General features: G+C 72.5%; 18 protein-coding genes. 10 read left to right on the top strand and 8 right to left on the bottom strand.

From position 1 onward, the window contains the following. Positions 1-534 precede the first annotated feature (534 nt). The 3 genes from mptB to HCK04_RS21675 form a co-directional block, all read right to left on the bottom strand. On the bottom strand, positions 535-1,995 hold the full coding sequence (mptB, locus tag HCK04_RS21685) for a polyprenol phosphomannose-dependent alpha 1,6 mannosyltransferase MptB (RefSeq protein WP_260617363.1): 1,461 nt from the start codon (positions 1,993-1,995) through the stop codon (positions 535-537). A 279-nt stretch (positions 1,996-2,274) separates the two neighbouring features. Next, the gene (locus tag HCK04_RS21680) at positions 2,275-3,021 is read right to left on the bottom strand and encodes a glycosyltransferase (protein ID WP_142649192.1); all 747 of its coding nucleotides are present in this window, start codon (positions 3,019-3,021) and stop codon (positions 2,275-2,277) included. Positions 3,022-3,025: 4 nt separating this feature from the next. After that, on the bottom strand, positions 3,026-3,376 hold the full coding sequence (locus HCK04_RS21675) for an STAS domain-containing protein (RefSeq protein ID WP_030511009.1): 351 nt from the start codon (positions 3,374-3,376) through the stop codon (positions 3,026-3,028). A gap of 224 nt (positions 3,377-3,600) precedes the next feature. Between HCK04_RS21675 and HCK04_RS21670 the strand changes: the two genes are divergently transcribed. The 3 genes from HCK04_RS21670 (at position 3,601) to HCK04_RS21660 (ending at position 6,467) form a co-directional block, all read left to right on the top strand. Next, entirely contained in the window at positions 3,601-4,038 is a 438-nt protein-coding gene (locus tag HCK04_RS21670; RefSeq protein WP_240971657.1) for a hypothetical protein, read from the top strand. Positions 4,039-4,349: 311 nt separating this feature from the next. Then, positions 4,350-4,820: a hypothetical protein gene (locus HCK04_RS21665; RefSeq protein ID WP_142649191.1), complete on the top strand. Its 471-nt coding sequence runs from the start codon at positions 4,350-4,352 to the stop codon at positions 4,818-4,820. A 12-nt stretch (positions 4,821-4,832) separates the two neighbouring features. Then, positions 4,833-6,467 carry a multicopper oxidase family protein gene (locus HCK04_RS21660; protein WP_205830540.1) on the top strand — a complete coding sequence of 545 codons (1,635 nt, stop codon included), beginning with the start codon at positions 4,833-4,835 and terminating at the stop codon, positions 6,465-6,467. A 292-nt stretch (positions 6,468-6,759) separates the two neighbouring features. On the opposite strand, the gene HCK04_RS21655 is transcribed toward HCK04_RS21660, so the two are convergent. Next, positions 6,760-7,875 carry an ATP-binding protein gene (locus HCK04_RS21655; protein WP_260617362.1) on the bottom strand — a complete coding sequence of 372 codons (1,116 nt, stop codon included), beginning with the start codon at positions 7,873-7,875 and terminating at the stop codon, positions 6,760-6,762. Beyond that, complete coding sequence (locus tag HCK04_RS21650) at positions 7,872-8,585, bottom strand: response regulator transcription factor (RefSeq protein ID WP_142649190.1); 714 nt, start codon at positions 8,583-8,585, stop codon at positions 7,872-7,874. Before HCK04_RS21650 ends, HCK04_RS21655 begins: the two co-directional genes overlap by 4 nt. 279 nt (positions 8,586-8,864) lie before the next feature. Between HCK04_RS21650 and HCK04_RS21645 the strand changes: the two genes are divergently transcribed. The 3 genes from HCK04_RS21645 to yidC all read left to right on the top strand — a co-directional run bounded on the left by HCK04_RS21645 (position 8,865) and on the right by yidC (position 10,053). Beyond that, positions 8,865-9,032, top strand: coding sequence for a hypothetical protein (locus tag HCK04_RS21645; RefSeq protein ID WP_168066144.1), 168 nt, complete (start codon positions 8,865-8,867; stop codon positions 9,030-9,032). Between the two features lies 1 nt (position 9,033). Further along, entirely contained in the window at positions 9,034-9,315 is a 282-nt protein-coding gene (locus HCK04_RS21640; protein ID WP_142649189.1) for a DUF6412 domain-containing protein, read from the top strand. 75 nt (positions 9,316-9,390) lie between these two features. Then, positions 9,391-10,053 carry a membrane protein insertase YidC gene (gene yidC, locus HCK04_RS21635; protein WP_142649188.1) on the top strand — a complete coding sequence of 221 codons (663 nt, stop codon included), beginning with the start codon at positions 9,391-9,393 and terminating at the stop codon, positions 10,051-10,053. 329 nt (positions 10,054-10,382) lie between these two features. Here the strand turns inward: yidC and HCK04_RS21630 are convergent, their stop codons facing one another. Together HCK04_RS21630 and HCK04_RS21625 are read right to left on the bottom strand one after the other, a co-directional pair. Next, positions 10,383-10,835 (bottom strand): ATP-binding protein, encoded by a 453-nt coding sequence (locus HCK04_RS21630; protein WP_312845758.1) that lies wholly within the window; start codon positions 10,833-10,835, stop codon positions 10,383-10,385. Between the two features lie 150 nt (positions 10,836-10,985). Beyond that, a complete protein-coding gene (locus HCK04_RS21625) occupies positions 10,986-13,109 on the bottom strand; it encodes a PAS domain S-box protein (RefSeq protein WP_260617361.1) in 2,124 nt (707 codons plus the stop codon). A gap of 104 nt (positions 13,110-13,213) precedes the next feature. Here HCK04_RS21625 and HCK04_RS21620 point away from each other — a divergent pair, with 104 nt between their 5' ends. Further along, positions 13,214-13,774, top strand: a complete 561-nt coding sequence (locus HCK04_RS21620) for a methylated-DNA--[protein]-cysteine S-methyltransferase (RefSeq protein ID WP_142649187.1) — start codon at positions 13,214-13,216, stop codon at positions 13,772-13,774. 23 nt (positions 13,775-13,797) lie between these two features. Here the strand turns inward: HCK04_RS21620 and HCK04_RS21615 are convergent, their stop codons facing one another. Then, positions 13,798-14,031, bottom strand: coding sequence for a hypothetical protein (locus HCK04_RS21615; RefSeq protein ID WP_142649186.1), 234 nt, complete (start codon positions 14,029-14,031; stop codon positions 13,798-13,800). Between the two features lie 142 nt (positions 14,032-14,173). Between HCK04_RS21615 and HCK04_RS21610 the strand changes: the two genes are divergently transcribed. From HCK04_RS21610 to HCK04_RS21600, 3 genes are read left to right on the top strand one after another with little or no spacing between them, the layout of a single operon-like run. Beyond that, a complete protein-coding gene (locus HCK04_RS21610) occupies positions 14,174-15,316 on the top strand; it encodes an ABC transporter permease (protein ID WP_142649185.1) in 1,143 nt (380 codons plus the stop codon). Further along, on the top strand, positions 15,313-16,038 hold the full coding sequence (locus HCK04_RS21605; RefSeq protein WP_142649184.1) for an ABC transporter ATP-binding protein: 726 nt from the start codon (positions 15,313-15,315) through the stop codon (positions 16,036-16,038). The genes HCK04_RS21610 and HCK04_RS21605 overlap by 4 nt, the downstream gene beginning before the upstream one ends. Positions 16,039-16,063: 25 nt before the next feature. Further along, complete coding sequence (locus HCK04_RS21600) at positions 16,064-16,660, top strand: TetR/AcrR family transcriptional regulator (protein ID WP_142649183.1); 597 nt, start codon at positions 16,064-16,066, stop codon at positions 16,658-16,660. The last annotated feature ends 50 nt before the right edge of the window (positions 16,661-16,710 follow it).

The raw sequence follows: 16,710 nt of genomic DNA, 5'->3' as shown, positions 1-16,710 counted from the left end.
CCGCCGTCGCCTGCGCCCTGCGCCGCCGGCCGAGGCTCGCCGTGGCCGTCTGCGTGGCGTACGGCCTGCTCGCGATCGCCGGGGACGGCTGGCCGACGTGGGGCGCGGACTTCGGCGGGGTGCCGTCGTTCGTCCTGGGCGTGGCGGTGTGCATGCTGATGGTCACGGGCAGGCGGGTGTCGGTCGTCCGGCTCGGGCTGATCGCCGTCGCGGGCGTCGTGCTCATCGCGCTGATCGCGGTGGCCGACTATCTGCGCCCCGCCGACCGGCGCACCCACCTCGGGGCGTTCGTCCAGCAGATCATCGGTGGCGAGGGCGGCTCGGTGGTCGGACGCAAGCTCGGGGCGATGCTCCACACGCTGGGCAACCTCCCGCTGACGCTGCTGTCGCTGGTCGCGGTGGCGTTCCTGTTCCTCGTGCTGGCCCTGCCGTCCCGGTGGGGCGCGCCCGCGCTCAGCCTGGCCTACGAGCGGGCGCCGCAGTTGCGGGCCGGGCTGTTCGGCGCGCTGACCGCGGCGTTCGCCGGGTTCCTGATCAACGACTCGGGGATCGCGATCCCGGCGATGGCCCTGACGGTCGCGGTGCCGCTGGCGCTCGCGGCGTCCGTGCACGCGCTGCAGACCGCGCCGCCCACCACAGCAGCGCGATCGTCAGCGCCAGCAGGAGCGACGGCGCCACCCAGCCCCTGACCACGTCGACGAGCCACCGCAGGTCGCTCGGCTGGTCCGCCTGGCGCGCGGGCAGGTAGGCCAGCGAGAGCACGGCGAGCCGGGCGACCAGGAACGCCTCCAGGCCCGGCCAGGCGACCAGGGCCAGCAGTGCGAAGCCCAGCCCGTCATACCAGGGCAGCGCGTACGGCGTGGCGAACAGCCAGGCCACGGCGACGGCCAGGGCCACCACCGGTCCCTCACGGCCGGCGGCGGGACGGCCGCGCAGCAGGAGGACGACCAGCACGGCCAGCAGGAGCAGCGAACCGGCCTGGATCCACGCCCGATAGGCCCCCGGCCCGAACAGCCCCTGGAGCGCCCTCTGGGCCAGCTTCCACGGCGTGGCGAGCGAGACCGACTTGCTGGCGTTCAGCAACTGGTCGAGCGAGTGCGGCCCGGCCAGCAGATAGGCCACGAGCACGGTCAGCGCCGCCAGCCCGGCGACCAGGGCGAGCCGCCGGGGGCTCCGGCGCAGCTCCCACGCCGTGCCCAGCGCCACCACGCCCACGGTGGCCTTGACCGCGACGCCGAGGCCGAGCAGCACGCCCCGGCGGGCGACCAGGCCCGCCACGACGAACGCGATCGCCACGGTGTCGAGGTGCATCCCGGCCACCAGCTCGTAGACGAGCAGCGGGTTGGCCGTCCACAGCAGGGCCGCGCGGCGCTGCCGTACGGGGTCGCCCGCGGTGGCCCGGTGGAGCAGCAGACCGGTGGCGACGAAGGCGGCGGCGTTGACCAGGGCCATCACGAAGACCGTCAGCCGGACCGAGTCGCCCCCGACATGGCTCGCGAGCGCTTGCACGGCCGTGGCGACCGGGCCGTACAGGCTGGGGGTGTTCCGCCACTCCTCCACCCTGCCGATGACCGGATCGGCGGGCAGGTCGGCGGGCACGGTCGCGTACGGGTCGTAACCGAGGGCCGCCATCCGGCCGTACGCCGCGTAGTTGAGGTGGTCGGCCGACCCGGAGGGCGGCAGGAAAGCGAGGACCGCGGCGGCGACGCACCCGGCGACGAGCAGCGTGCGCGCCCGAGGCGATCCGCCGGGGTACGCGAGGCCGAGGGCCAGGCCGGCCGTGCCGAGGACGAGCGCGGCGGCGGCCAGCGCGACGACGAGATGACCGCCGGGGGCGAGATCGAGCGAGTAGGGGGGCTGCCACGACGGTCCGGGCAGCCTGGGGACCATCGCCGACGGCCCGAGGACGCCGATCGTGATCGTGAGGACGATCGACAGGCCGCCGGCGGCCGGGGCCAGCCGGGCGGCGATCCCTGCGCGCCCCCGCGAATCCACCCGAGAATTCCACCACACCGCCCCGGCGACGCGTACGGGCTCGCCTCGGCCGCCGGGCGCGGGACACCCACCCCGAGCTCGGCCGATAGCGGGCCTGGTGGCGGGGCCCAGCAGCAGAGGCTCGGCGGAGTCAGGGCCCGGCAGCAGAGCCCGGCGCGCCGCGCGACGGCAACCGCCCGGCAAAGGCACTCAGCGGCGGCGCCCAGCGGCATGGCCCACCAGCAGGGGCCGACAGCCGCGCTCAGTGGCGGGGCTCTGCGGCGAGCTCGGTGGCAGGGCTCAGCGGCGGGGCGGGCGGAGGGCGGAGCGCGCCTGGTCCACGGCGGGCTCGCGGGCGGCGAGGGCCAGGCCGACGTCGCGAAGCTGCTTGGCCCTGTGCAGTTGGGAGCGCCAGTCGGTGCCGGTCGCGCGGTGCGACATCTCGACCTCGGCCTCGACCACCCGGAAGCCCTTCCTGAGCAGGTCGACGGTCATGCCGGTCTCGACGCCGAAGCCGTGCGCGAGCGGCCGGGCCGCCTCGAAGGCCGCCCGGGTGAGACACCGCTGCCCGTTGAGCGGCTGGGTGGCCTCCCAGCCGGTGAGCCTCTTGATCCCGTCACGGGCCACCCGTACGACGATGCCGTGCCCGCCGAGCTTGACCCTGGTCGCGAACTTCGCGATGGTCATGTCGGCCTCACCGGCCCGCACCGGCTCGATCAGGGGGAGGGCGGCCGCGGCCGTCTCGCCCAGGTCGGCGTCGAGGAACAACAGGTGCCGGGGCTGGTCCTCGTCCAGGAGGCGTACGGCCTCGGCGCCGCTCTCCATCGCCGCCGCCTTGCCCCGGTTGCGGCTGTGCCGTACGACCCGGGCGCCCGCCGCCCTGGCCACCCGGCCGGTCTCGTCGGACGAGCCGTCGTCGACCACGACCACGAGATCCACGCCGGGCAGCTTCAGGGCGGCGGTCACGGTGACGCCGATCCGGTCGGCCTCGTCCTTCGCCGGGATCACCACCGCGGTGTCCGGCTCGGGCACTGCCATCTCCCCCATGCGCCTAGCCCTGATGCTCGGCCGTGAGCAGATCGGCGGGCACCGTGTCGTGCACGGTGAACACCGAGTCCAGGCCGGTGACCTGGAGAATCTTGCGTACCGCCGGTCTCGGCGCCGCCACCTCCAGCGTGCCGCCCCGCTCGCGCAGCCGTTTGAGCGCCGACAGCAGCACGTTCATGCCCGTGGAGTCGCAGAACTCGACTCCGGACATGTCGATGACCACCCGGTCGGGCCCGGTCTCCAGCAGGCGGGTGAACTCCGCCTGCAGCCGGGGCGCGGTATATAGGTCGATTTCGCCGAAGACGGCCATGACGGCCTGACCGGCGTGGGATTGCGTCGCGACTTTGAGCTCCACGAGGCGCACACTAGCGTCGTACCGGCCTCGGGTCACGCTCCATCGGGTTCATCGAAGAGTCGTCCGCCCTTTGTCCCCGATTCCGGCCCCATGTAAACGCCGAGTGCGCGAAGCTTGACGCTATGCGACACCGGCGTCGCCGGATGGAGGGCCCGGAACCTCCGCGTCTTGGTCGTCACTTCGCAAAGGAGGGCGGGCGCCGAGCACAGCGGGCCCGAGAGCAGATGAACAGTGAGATTCCCGAGGATCCACAGCGGCGCGTGCTGCGCGAGCATCTGGAGACCATCCAGGTGCGCACGGAGAAGGCCTCGTCGTGGCGCGACGCGGCCGAGCCGCTGCGCGGCCTGGTCAACCGCGAGGGGTACGTCCCGGTCAGCGCCCGGCTGGCCGCGGAGGACCTCGACTTCCTCGCCGAAGCGCGCGAGGAGCTGCTGAGCTTCTCCGAGCTCGGCCTCCGGCTGCTCGATCTGCACCAGCCCAGAGACGCGGGCGGCATCTCCAGCGACCCGGCCAATCCGATCCTGCGATGCCGGAGCTGCATGTGGCGCTGGCCATGCCCCACATTCCGGGCCATGGCGGAGGCGTTCACCCCGCGCCAGCGGGAGGCCGCGCCCGACATCCCCTCCTGGCGCGGCCAGCTGGAGCACCAGACCGAGGTGTGACCTGGACGGCGCGGCGCCGGACCTCGCCGTGCCGCGCCCGCGTGAACCGAGCCGCGGCGCGCCGTACCGCGCGCTTCCGAGCTGTGCTGCGCGGCTCCGAGCGGTGCCGCGCCGTCCCGAGCTGCGCTTTCGCGCGCGGAACCGGCGACGCCAAGAGTCACCGAAGTGGTCATTAAGTATTCGCCATGGAGGCGTTCCTACCGTCCTCTGCGTAAGGGCCGGCGCCCCGAGACGGGCGCCGGCCGACACAGGAGAGGACCGCGGTGCCCGGGTGTCGAAGGGCTCGCCGGGTCCCGGATGGGAAGATCGTCATGAAGCTGGTCTACAAGATCCTGGCCTCGCTCGTCGCAGCCGAGGTCGCAGTGCAGGCGATGATGGTCGTGCTCGGCGACGCCGGGCTGTTCAAGTACGTCGAGCAGGGCGGGGTCATCGACAAGGCGAGCGCGGAGAGCGGCGGCATCGAGTTCCCCGAGTTCTTCGCCTTCATGGTCCACGGCATGAACGGGATGATGGTCATCCCCGCGATCGCGCTGTTCCTGCTGGTCGGCTCGTTCTTCACGAAGGTCCCCGGAGCGGTCAGGGGAGCCGCCCTCGTGGTCGTGCTCGTCGCGGTCCAGATCACCCTGGGCCTCCTCGGTCACCAGATCCCCGCCCTGGGCGCCCTGCACGGTCTGAACGCGCTGCTGCTGTTCAGCGCGGCCGTCCACGCCGCACTCCGCGGACGCCGGGCGGCGGCGGACGCGACCACCCGGCCCCACGCCCGTGTCGAGACCGTCGTCTGACGGACATCGCACATGGAAGGCAACCGTCGTCGCGGCGCCCGCCTCCGGCTCGCCCTGGCGGGCGCCGCGGCCATCTCCCTGCTCGGCCCACTGGCCTGGATGTGGCAGGACAGCCTGATGCCCGGCGCGTACTCCGTCATGGACATGGGGTACGCGGACTACGGCGGCGCGCTCACGCACATGGCCGCGGACGCCTCCGCAGAGCACGCCGCGCACGCAGAACAGCACACGCACGCGGAGCACACCGCGCACGCAGAACAGCACACGCACGGAGAGCACACCGCGCACGGGGAACATGACGACCAGAGCGCCCATGGGAAGGACGGCGGCCACCCGGAGCACTCGGCGTCGGCGCGCACCCTGACGTCGCTGACGGCCGACCCGGACCGCCCCGCCGACGTCGCCATCACCCTGGTCGCGCGCAAGCAGCGGTTCCGGCTCGCCACCGGCCGCTCCGTGGACGGCTACACGCTGAACGGCACCTCGCCCGGCCCGGTCATCCACGCGACCCTCAGGCAGTTGGTGCAGGTCCGTCTGGTCAACGAGTCGGTGCCGGACGGCATCACGCTGCACTGGCACGGCGTCGACGTGCCCAACGCGGCGGACGGGGTCGCCGGCGTCACCCAGGACGCGGTCGGCGTGGGCCGGTCCTTCACCTACCGGTTCGTCGCCGACCAGGCCGGCACGTTCTGGTATCACTCCCACCAGGTGTCCCACGAGCAGGTGCGCCGCGGCCTGCTCGGCGCCCTCGTGGTGACCCCTGCGGCACGCCCGGCGGCGGGCACGGCCGACGTCGTGGCGTTGCTGCACCTCTACGACGGGGCCCGCACGATCAACGGACAGGAAGGGGACGTCCACGCCGAGGCACGTCCCGGCGAACGGGTGCGCGTACGGGTGATCAACACGGAGAACGGCCAGACGCCCGTATGGGTCGGCGGCGCCCCGTTCCGGCTCGTCGCCGTCGACGGGACGGACCTGCACGAGCCCGCTCCCGTACGGGACACCGCCGTGATGGTCACGGCGGGCGGCCGGGCCGACATCGAGGTGACCATGCCCGAGGACGGCTCGCCGGTGCGGGTGCACATCGGCGGCCCGGCGGGCGTCGTGCTCGGTTCGCGGTCGTACGACCTGCCCGCCGTCCCCCGGCCCGCGACCTCGCTCGACCTGCTCTCGTACGGCACGCGGGCGCCGCTCGGGTTCGACCCGGACCGGCCCGACCGGCGGTTCGGCTACGAGATCGGGCGCCGCCCGGGCTTCCTGGACGGACGCCCCGGCATCTGGTGGACGATCAACGGCCACATGTTCCCCGATGTGCCGATGTTCGTCGTCGCGGAGGGCGACGTGGTACGCGTACGCATCGTCAACGACAGCGGTGAGCCCCACCCTATGCACCTGCACGGCCACCACGCCGTGGTGCTCGCCCGCGACGGCGTGCGCGCGACGGGCAGCCCGTGGTGGGTGGACTCGCTCGAAGTCGGCTCCGGCGAGTCGTACGACATCGCCTTCGTCGCCGACAACCCGGGCATCTGGATGGACCACTGCCACAACCTGCCGCACGCCACGGAGGGTCTCGTCGCCCACCTCATGTACGAGGGGATCACCACGCCCTTCACCATGGGCGGGACTGCCGGAAACGAGCCGGAGTGACTCCCGGCCGGTGCGGGGGCCCGGCCGATGCGAGCACCCCGCTCAAGCGGGCTCCTGCCGACGCGGGGCACGGCTGAAGCGAATCTGCTCGCAACCGAGCCCGGTTCGCGACTCAGGCGGAGAGGCGCCAGGCCGGCCGGTGTCGAACCGACGCCGGGGGCGGGGCGGGGCGTCCAGGCTCAAGCGCCGACGTGCGCCAGGCCGCCAGGGCATAGGCGTCGGCGTGCGCCAGGCCGCCAGGGCATAGGCGTCGGCGTGCGCCAGGCCGTCAGGCCGTCAGGCCGTCAGGCCGTCAGGCCAGGGGCAGTGTGATCGTGAAGACGCAGCCGGGCCCCTCGTTGACCACGCCGATCTCGCCGTTGTGGGCGTCCACGATGCCGCGCGCGATGGCGAGGCCGAGCCCGGCGCCGCCGTCGGGACCGGGCGTCCGAGCCGCCTCGCCCCGGAACGCCACGTCGAAGACCCTGGGGAGGTCCGCCTCCGGGATGCCGCCGCAACCGTCCAGCACGGACAGGCGGGCGGTCGTCCCCTCCGCGACCGCCCGCACGTCGACCGTCCCCCCGGCGGGCGTGTGGCGGATGGCGTTCACCACGAGGTTGCGTACGGCCCGGCCGAGCTGCCCGGCGTCCGCGTACACCGGGAGGCGCGGGTCCGCCTCGCCGGTCAGGTGTACGCCCTGCGCGCGGGCCAGCGGTTCGACGGCGGCGAGGGTGTCCGCGACGAGGTCGCCGAGCCCCGTGCGGGTGAGCCTGGGTTGCAGCGTGCCCGCGTGGATGCGCGACAGCTCGAACAGGTCCTCCACCATGCCGGCGAGCCGGTCGACCTCCACCCTGATCTGGACGTGGTAGCGCTTGACGGTCTCGGGGTCGTCGGCCACCCCGTCCTCCAGGGCCTCCACCATCGCTCGCATGCCCGCGAGGGGAGTGCGCAGGTCGTGGCTCACCCACGCGACCAGCTCGCGCCGCGCGCTCTCCAGCGCCCGCTCGCGTTCGTGCCCCAGCCGCAGCCGCTCGTACGCCTGCTCAAGCGCGGTGCTGATCTTCTGCAGCTCGGCGGGGAGCGGCGCGGGCGGCGGGGTGAACAGGCCGGAGGGCGGCACGCTCTCCAGCGCGTCGACGAGGCTCCTGCTGGCGCGCACCACTGTGCGGGCGTTCACCAGCGCGACGCCGAGGCCCACCAGGCCGCCGATGGCGACGACGCTGAGCACGATGTCCTTCGGCCCCCCGTCGATGATCATGGCGAGGGTGATGGCGACCACCCCGGCCAGCGTCGCGGCGACCGTCACGGCCGCGACGACCGCGAGCATCACGCCGATGGAGTGGCGGCGCAGCACCCGCAGCAGCGCCAGGCCGAGGGCCGCGATGACGAGGCCGAGCCCGGCGGCGACCGCGACGATCTGGACGATCACGGCAGGGGCTCGTATCGATAGCCGACGCCCCAGACAGTGACGATCCTGCGCGGATCGGTGGGATCGTCCTCGATCTTCTCCCGGAGCCTGCGCACGTGCACCGTCACCGTGGAGGAGTCGCCGAACGACCAGCCCCAGACCTGGTCGAGCAGGGCCGTACGGCTGAACGCCTGACGGGGGTTGCGCAGCAGATAGACGAGCAGGTCGAACTCCCGGGCGGTCAGCGTGATCTCCTTTCCGCCCAGGCGCACCTCGTGGGCGCCGACGTCCACCACGAGGTCGCCGTCGCGCAGCACGCCGGTGCCCGTCGGCACCAGGGCTCCGCGGGCCCGCCGCAGCACGGACTGCACTCGAAGGGCCAGCTCGCGCGGGCTGAACGGCTTGGCCACGTAGTCGTCGGCGCCGGTCTCCAGGCCGACCACCCGGTCCATCTCCTCGCCGAGCGCGGTCAGCATGATCACCGGGACGGGCCACCGCTCGCGCAGCTTGCGGCAGACCTGCAGGCCGTCGAGCTTGGGCAGCATCAGGTCGAGCACCATCAGGTCGGGCGGGTCTGCCAGGGCCCGCCGCAGCGCCTCGGCTCCGTCGCCCACGCACTCGACCTCGTGCCCGTCCCGCTCCAAATAACGGGCCACTACCTCGGCGACGGTGGGGTCGTCGTCCACCACGAGGACACGGGCGGGATTCTGAGGGCTCTTCGGGGCAGGCACGTCATAAACGGTACGTCCGCCGGGCCACCGTGGCCGAGCCACGTCACCGTCTCGTAAGAACCGGCCGCCCGTCACGCCGCAACCCGGCCGACGCCTCGTACGGACCTGCCGCCCGTCTCCCGAGAGCCGGCTGCGCGAGCGCTCGCGCGGTTCGCCGCCGGACCCCGCCGAAAGCCCGGTCGAACGCGATGATTCACGTGAAACCTTACGGATCATGGGGATGCGAACCGATTCTGGATCAAGCTCGCGGTTGTCGGTGGCACCGCGTACCTTGAAGCCATGGCCCGTACCATACTGACCGTACTGGGGATCCTCCTGGCCCTGTGGCTGGTGTTCGGATTCGTGATCCCCGCGCTGTTCGCGACGCTGAAGTTCCTGCTCATCATCGGGATCATCGCCCTCGTCGCCGTCGTCGTGGTCACCGTCGTCGGGAAGCTGTCCCGCTGACGTGAACGCTCTCCAGGCCGTCATCGAATCACTCGTCTGGCTGCTGGCCGGGTCGGTCGCCGGGTCTTCGGGCCCCGGCGCGCTGACCGCGGCCGGCCTGGCCGGCGTGGCCGTTCTGGTGTTCGCCTGGATGCTCTCCCGGCTGACCGGCGTCCCCGTTCTGTCTCAGGGGCCGGGCAGGCCGTCGTACAACGGTGAGACGGCGATGGTCAGGCTGCGCGATCCCGGCACGCCTGGCCGTCCTCGTCCCCGCGCACCATCAGGAAGCCCAGCGCTCGCCTGACCGGTCTTCTCCGGTCACGAGCGCTTTCGTCATGCCCTCATTCATCGGCAGAAGGCCCCAGACGAAAGGCTTCCCATGTTCGACTTCGTGCTCGACCCCGCCTACCGGCTCATCGAGGCGCTCAGCCACGTCACCGGCGGCGGGCTCGCGATCGTTCTCGTCACCCTCGCCGTACGGCTCTCGCTGCTGCCGCTGAGCATCCGCGTCGCCCGTGCCCAGCGGATCAGGATGCGGCTCGCTCCCCAGGTGGACAAGCTCCGCAAGCGGTGGAAGAACGACCCGCAGCGGCTCCTGCGTGAGGTGAACGCCATATACGCCAAGGAGGGCGTCGGCCAGTTCACCGGTTATCTTCCGGGGTTCGCGCAGTCGCCGTTCTTCATGGTGACCTATCGGCTGTTCACGGCCGCCGTGATCGCGGGACATCCGAACCTGCTGCTGGCGCAGAGCGTGCTCGGCGTGCCGCTGGGGGAGCACCTCGCGGCCGCGGTCGCCGGGGCGGGCCTGGTCAGCCCACCGGTCGCGGTGTTCGCCGGGCTGCTCGCGCTGCTCGTGGTCGTGGCCGTGATCGCCGCCCGCAGGGTCGAGCCCACGGCTCCGATGCGACGCCTTCAGCTCCTCGCGCCGTTCTGGACCGTGGCCGTGGCGGCCTTCCTCCCGCTCGCGGCAGGCGTCTACCTGCTCGTGAGCAGCGCCTGGACGACGGCCGAGCGGGCCGTGCTCTATCCGCGCACGGCATAAAGCCGGGGAACACGGGGTCACGCCGGGGAGCTGGAATGCTCACGGCGTGACCCGTGACGACGCATACATGCCCGGGACGGCCGGGGACGCCGGCGGGGACGGCCTGCGGACGGGATCGCGGCATAACGACGGGAGCCCAGCACAATGCCGGGAGGCACACCGCGTCGGCAGGTGCGCAGTGCAGCGGCCACGGCAGGCAGTAGTGGGCGAGAGGCGCGGCGTAGCCGACCGGGGCCCGTCGTGGCGACGGGGGCAAGCCGTAGCGGGGGGCGGCGACGGGGGCAAGTCGGTAACCGGGGGTGACGGAGGGCGTGGTGGGCGGGGGTGTTTCAGACGACTTCGCGCAGTACGGGGGTTTCGGACATCTCGTGATGTCCGTTTCGGGCGGGCCATGAGGCGGGGACGACGGCCCAGACGGTGGTCGCCTCCTCGTCGTGCCTGACCCCCCAGCGCTCGGCCAGGTATTCGACGATGCCGAGTCCACGGCCGCCGAGGGACGACAGGGTCGGGCGGCCCGCACGGGGTTCCGTACACGCGCCTCCGTCGCTCACGGCCACCTCGACCTGGGTGTCCGAGCAGAGCCACGCCACTTTGAGCTGCCCGGACGGGAGAGGGTGGGCATGGCGCAGCGCGTTGCTCAGCAGTTCGCTCATGATCAGAACGACGTCGTCGACGGCCGAGGCGAGCAACCCCGCGTTCGAAAGATCGGCGCTGAGGCGCTGACGTGCGACGGCGACGCTCGACGGTGCGTACGGCAGCATCACGACGCTCGACGCACTCACCTCCCCGTTCCCCCCGTTTCTGCTGCACAAGCCAGTACGACCGAAATGCCCCGCTAACTCGGCCGGGAAACCGTGCCCCGGATCACAGCTTGTGCACATTGGACAATAGTTCAGTGCTTAAGTGGTGACGCCACGCTCCGATCTGTCTTATCAGGATGAAGATCCTGCGGAGTTCAACACCAGGCGCATCCGGGTTCCCCCACCCGATCGGGGCAGCGCGGCGACGTCTCCCCCCTGGGCGCGGGCGAGGTTGCGCACGATGTAGAGCCCGAGCCCGACCCCGCCGAACCTGCGCCGGTTGCCGCTGTCGGCCTGGACGAACCGCTCGAAGATCCGCTCCCGGTCGCCCTCCGCGATGCCCACTCCCTCGTCGTCCACCACCAGCACGACCCGGTCGTCCTCCGGCCACGCCTCGACCCGGATCAGGCCGCCGTCGGGGGAGTACTTGAACGCGTTCTCCAGCAACTGGGCGAGGAGGATGTCGGTGGCCAGAGCGTCCCCGTACACCAGGGGGAGATCGGGCGGGATGTCCACCTCCAGCCGGTGGCGGTCGGACAGGACCGGCAGTCCGAGCGTCGCCGCGCGCACCCGGGCGGCCAGATCGAAGGGCTCGACCCTGACCTTCAGCTCCTCCGCGCCGGCCCGCGCGCCGAGCAGCAGGTGGTCCATGAGCTGGCCGAGCGAGCGGGCCCGCTCGGCGATCGTGTGGACCGCCGACCGCCGTTCCTCGTCGGACAGGTGGTCCCACCGGGAGTCGAGCGTGCTGGCGAAGCCGTGCACGATCGTGATCGGCGTACGCAGCTCGTGGCTGGTGGTGGCGAGGAACAGGTCCTTGGCCTCCTCCAGCTCCTTGGCCCGGGTCACGTCACGGAAGTCGACGACGGTCTCGCCCGTCTCCCGGATCTCCGCGCACAGCACGTCGAGCCAGCGGCCGGACGGGAGCTGGAAGGTGAGCTTCTCCCCCGGCGCCGGCAGCGGGAAGGGCGGCGGCCCTCCGATGACCTGGTCCGCCGAGTGGCCGGTCAGCTCGGCCGCCGCGGGGTTCCACCGTACGACCGCGCCCGCGCCGTCCAGCACCGCGATGCCGTCGGCGCTGGCGTCGAAGACGGCCCGCTCGTGGGCGCGCTGCCGCACCGCCTCCTGGTACGCCATGGCGTTGGCGACCGCGATCCCGGCGTGCCCGGCGAGGAGTTCGAGAAGTTCGAGCTCCAGATGGCTCGCCTTGCGCCGGGCGAACAACGCGTAGAGCGCTCCATAAGGACGCCCGCCCACGGCGGCGATGCCGACGGCGATCGTGTGCAGGCCGGGCAGCCGCGCCCAGATCAGGTCCTGGAAGCCCTCGGGTCCGGTCTCCAGCAGCACGGTCTTGCCGGTGCGCAGCAGCTTGGCGACCAGGCTGGTGTGCAGCCCCGCGGTGGCCCCGCGCAGCGTCTCCGGCAACTGGTGGACGCCGACCAGGCGCAGCCGCTCCCCTTCGATGGACACGAAACCACCGGCGTCGGCGCCGGTCAGCTCGGTCAGGCTCGCGGCGATGCGGTCGAGCACGACGGGCAGGTCGAGCTCGGCGTTGATGTCGCCGACCACGTCGGTCAGCCGTCGCACCAGGCGGGCGCGGCGCACCATCCTGCCGTGCGCGGCGTCGTCGTCCTCGGCGGCGTGGTAGACGCTCACGTAGCCGAGCAGGGCGCCGGCCGGCGAGCTCAAGGCGCTCGTGTCCACCCGCAGATCGAGCAGCCGTCCGTCGCGGTGGAGGCGCTTGGTGGTCAGCGACACGCGACCGCCCGCGCGTACGCGTTCGAGCACGGCGTTGTGCTCGGCCATCAGCTCGTCGGGCACGATCGGGGCACGCCTGCCCAGCAGATCGGACGCGGGCCAGCCGAACAGCCGCTCGGCCGCCGCGTTCCAGCTCAGCACGGCCAGGTCGCGGTCGAGCGCGACGATCGCGTCGGGGGAGCCGGCCAGGACCGCACGCGCGAGGCCCTCCTCGGCGTCTCCGAGGATCACGTCGCCGAAAGCCGTATCGCCGAGAGCCGCGCCGCCCGACGCCACATCGCGCGACGCCGCGCCGCCCGACATCGCATCGCCCAACGCCACGCCGCCCAACGCCACGTCGCGCGACGCCGGGTCGCCGAGGGCCGCCTCTCCCGGCGTCGCGTCTTCCAGGATCGCGACGTCCGCAGCCACGGTGTCCGGGTCCGCGGCGCCCGCGTTCACCGGGTCCGGGACCGCGGGGGCGAGATCCGCCGCCCGGCCGTCCACGCTGCTGTCACCCACGTCCCCATCGTGCCTTCTTTCACCTTTTGATCTTGGCCTTTTCCGTCACCTCGCGACCGCTCCGATACGCTGCCAGCACGCAGAGAAGAGAAAGTGGGGCGCCCATGTCCACCGAGGACCTCGAGGCCCTGCTCCGCGTGACCTCGCCGGGCTACGTCGGCGTGGCCCCGCCCGAGGTCGCCTTCGGCACCATGGACGCGCCGGTGGGCCGTCTGGTCCTCGCGGTGACCGCCCGTGGCGTGCTGGCCTGCACCTACGAGGACGAGCACGAGGTCTTCGCCCGGGTCTCCCGCGCCGTCGGCTCGTTCATCGGGCCCGACCCGCGCCGCATCGATCCCCTGCGCAGAGAGCTGGACGCCTACTTCACGGGCAGGCTGCGCACCTTCTCCCTGTCCGTGGACCTGCGCCTGGTCACCGGCTTCAGCCGTACGGTGATCCAGCTCATGCCGGCCGTGCCGTACGGCAGCGTCACCACCTACCAGGAGATCGCCGAGCGGATCGGGCGGCCGCAGGCGCCCCGCGCGGTGGCCAACGCCCTGGCGGGCAACCCCGTCTGCGTGCTCCTGCCGTGCCACCGGGCGGTGGAGGGCCCCGGCTCGCTCGGCGGGTACGCCGGCGGCCCGGCGGCCAAGGAACACCTGCTCCGCCTGGAGGGCGCTCTCTAGGCCGAGCCGGGGACGGCCCGGGGTCAGGTGCGCCCGGCGGTCCAGACGGTGCGCTCGGTGCGTACGACGAGGTCATCGCGGTGCAGGACGCTGTGCGCGCTGGTGACGTCCAGGAGTTCGCCGAGGGCGGCGAGGTTCTCGGGGACGAGCGCGGGCACGGCGGCGACGCGGATGCGTCGCAGGCTGAGGTGGGCGTGGCGGCCGATGGCCCCGCTGCTATCACCCGCGATGCCTGCGACGCCTGCGGTGATGGCCACCGTCCACGGACCACGGCCTCGCAAACCTCTCCACGACGACGGGTGTGCGAAATTTTTCCGACGCGCCGTTGGTATGTTACCAACGGCGCGTCGGCAAATCGGGGCGCTCGTCGTCCTTGAATCCCTGCTTCTTAGGAGTGTCATGTTCCTGGCCTGGCGCGAGCTGGTCTTCGCCCGCGCACGCTTCGGCCTGATGGGCGGAGTCGTCGCCCTCATCGCGATCCTCGTCGTGCTGCTGTCAGGCCTGTCCTCCGGGCTCGTCAATGACGGCGTCTCCGGGCTCAAACGGTTGCCCGTCACCGCGTTCGCCTTCGCCGAGGGCACCAAGACCGACTCCGCCTTCTCCCGCAGCACCGTCAACGTGAACCTGGCCGAGCTGTGGAAGAGCCGCGACGACGTCGGCGACGCCGCGCCGTTCGGCACCATGCTGGTCAACGCCAAGGCCACGACCTCCGCCGGCGCGCAGGTGCCGGTCGACCTGGCCCTGTTCGGCGTCGATCCCGGCTCCTTCCTCGCACCCGCCGTCTCCGACGGCGCCGGACTCGGCGACCCCGACGGGATCGTGGTCAGCGAGACCGTCCTGGACGAGGGCGTGGCCATCGGCGACACCGTCGTCATCGACCGCCTGGGCACCCGGCTCAAGGTCGTCGGCACCACGGGCGACCAGCGCACCTTCGGGCACGTCGACGTGGCGTACCTGCCGCTGCGCACCTGGCAGCAGGTGCACGCCGGCGCCGGGCCGGGGGACGAGGTGCGCGACGGGGCGTACGAGGAGGCGACGGCCATCGCCCTGCGCGCCCGGGACGGAGACCGGATCGACCTGCCCGGCGGCGACGCCGCGGCGGGCACCACGAGCATGACGCTCGACGCGTCCTTCAGCGCTTCCCCCGGCTACTCCGCCGAGACCTCCACGCTCACGCTGATCCAGGTCTTCCTGTACGCCATCTCCGCGCTCGTCGTCGGGACGTTCTTCACTGTCTGGACGATCCAGCGCAAGCACGAACTCGCCGTCATACGCGCCATGGGCGCCTCGACCGGCTACCTCATGCGGGACACGCTGATCCAGGCGACCGTCATCCTGACCGTGTCCACCGCCGTGGGCTTCCTGCTGGGGGTGGGCGGCGGCAGCCTGCTCACCACGACCCCCATGCCGTTCCTGCTGGAGGTGGGGCCGCTCGTCCTCGCCGCCCTGCTCCTCATCGGCCTCGGCCTCGCCGGCGCCGTGGCGGCCGTGGGCCGCATCGTCCGCGTCGACCCGCTCGCCGCCCTGGGAGGGCAAAGATGACCACCAGTTCCACGTCCCCACGCCCGGACTCGCTCCGGTCCGGCACCCAGGAACGCGGCGGCCTGCTGATGGAGGGCGTCACCCTGACCCTCGGCGACGGCGACGCCACAGTCACCGCGCTCGACGACGTACACCTTGAGGTGGCGGCCGGCGAGTTCGTCGCCATCGTCGGGCCGTCCGGCTCCGGCAAGTCGAGCCTGCTCGCCGTCGCCGGCGCGCTCACCACACCGGACACCGGCCGGGTCCTGCTCGACGGCGTCGACATCACCCGGGCGAGCGCCCGCGAGAAGGCGCGGCACCGCCGCGAACGGATCGGGTTCGTCTTCCAGTCCGGCAACCTCATCCCGGCCCTCACCACGCTCGACCAGCTCCGCTTCGCGCTCGACGTGGCGGGCGTACGCCCGGCTGACGGTCACGACCCGCGAGAGCTGCTCGGCCGGGTGGGCATGAGGCACCGCGCCAAGCACCGCCCCCACCAGTTGTCCGGCGGCGAACGGCAGCGCGTGGGCATCGCCCGGGCACTCGTCACCCGTCCGGCCGTGCTGCTGGTGGACGAGCCGACGGCCGCGCTCGACCGCGCCCGCAGCGACGACATCGTCACGCTGCTCGCGCACGAGACGCACGAGTCCGGGGTCGCGACGATCATGGTCACCCACGATCACGATGTGCTCGGCCACTGCGATCGCGTCCTGTCGATGGTGGATGGGAGACTGTCGGAATAGGGCCGACCATGGCGGAGGGGAGCAGGTGCCACGCATTCGGGCGTCCACCGTCGCCGAGCATCGGGCCGCCCAGCACCGCGCGCTGCTCGACGCCGCCAGGGAGATCCTCGCGGAGACGGGCCGGCCGCCGACGCTGACCCGGGTCGCGGAGCGCGCCGGGCTGGCCCGGCCCAGTCTCTACCAGTACTTCCGGTCCTCCGAGGACCTGCTCAACGCGCTGGTGGAGGACGTCTTCCCCCGCTGGTCGGCCGAAGTCGCGGCGGCGATGGACGCCGCCGCGACCCCCGCCGACCGTGTGCTCGCCTACGTGCTGGCCAACTTCGAGCTGATCGGCGAGGGTGAGCACGCGCTGGCCACCGTCCTCGCGGAGGTCGCGCCGGGCGACACGGTCGCCGAGCAGAGCCGTGCCATGCACCGGCAGCTCCTGGAGCCGCTCGTGGAGGCGCTGCGCGATCTCGGCGTCTCCGCGGTGCCCGAGACCGCGGAGATGATCAATGCCATCGTGTTCGCCGGGTCCCGGTTGATCGAGTCCGGTACGGATGCGCAGATTGTCGGGGAGTCCGCACGGGCCCTGCTGGAGCCGTTCGTACGCACTGCGGACAGGAGCGGCCACCCGTCCTGAACCACCGGACCACGCCCTCGGACGACTCTCGCGGACGCCGATGAGGCTGT

Origin of the sequence: Microbispora sp. CL1-1, from assembly GCF_012034195.1 — a bacterium.
Lineage (GTDB): Bacteria > Actinomycetota > Actinomycetes > Streptosporangiales > Streptosporangiaceae > Microbispora.
This window is presented reverse-complemented; position numbering and strand designations above follow the sequence as displayed.

Bases quoted from the DNA above. Each gene is read 5' to 3' on its own strand.
- HCK04_RS21680 (WP_142649192.1), bottom strand. From the start codon at position 3,021: ATGGGGGAGATGGCAGTGCCCGAGCCGGACACCGCGGTGGTGATCCCG.
- HCK04_RS21670 (WP_240971657.1), top strand. From the start codon at position 3,601: ATGAACAGTGAGATTCCCGAGGATCCACAGCGGCGCGTGCTGCGCGAG.
- HCK04_RS21665 (WP_142649191.1), top strand. From the start codon at position 4,350: ATGAAGCTGGTCTACAAGATCCTGGCCTCGCTCGTCGCAGCCGAGGTC.
- HCK04_RS21660 (WP_205830540.1), top strand. From the start codon at position 4,833: ATGGAAGGCAACCGTCGTCGCGGCGCCCGCCTCCGGCTCGCCCTGGCG.
- HCK04_RS21645 (WP_168066144.1), top strand. From the start codon at position 8,865: ATGGCCCGTACCATACTGACCGTACTGGGGATCCTCCTGGCCCTGTGG.
- yidC (WP_142649188.1), top strand. From the start codon at position 9,391: ATGTTCGACTTCGTGCTCGACCCCGCCTACCGGCTCATCGAGGCGCTC.
- HCK04_RS21620 (WP_142649187.1), top strand. From the start codon at position 13,214: ATGTCCACCGAGGACCTCGAGGCCCTGCTCCGCGTGACCTCGCCGGGC.
- HCK04_RS21610 (WP_142649185.1), top strand. From the start codon at position 14,174: ATGTTCCTGGCCTGGCGCGAGCTGGTCTTCGCCCGCGCACGCTTCGGC.
- HCK04_RS21605 (WP_142649184.1), top strand. From the start codon at position 15,313: ATGACCACCAGTTCCACGTCCCCACGCCCGGACTCGCTCCGGTCCGGC.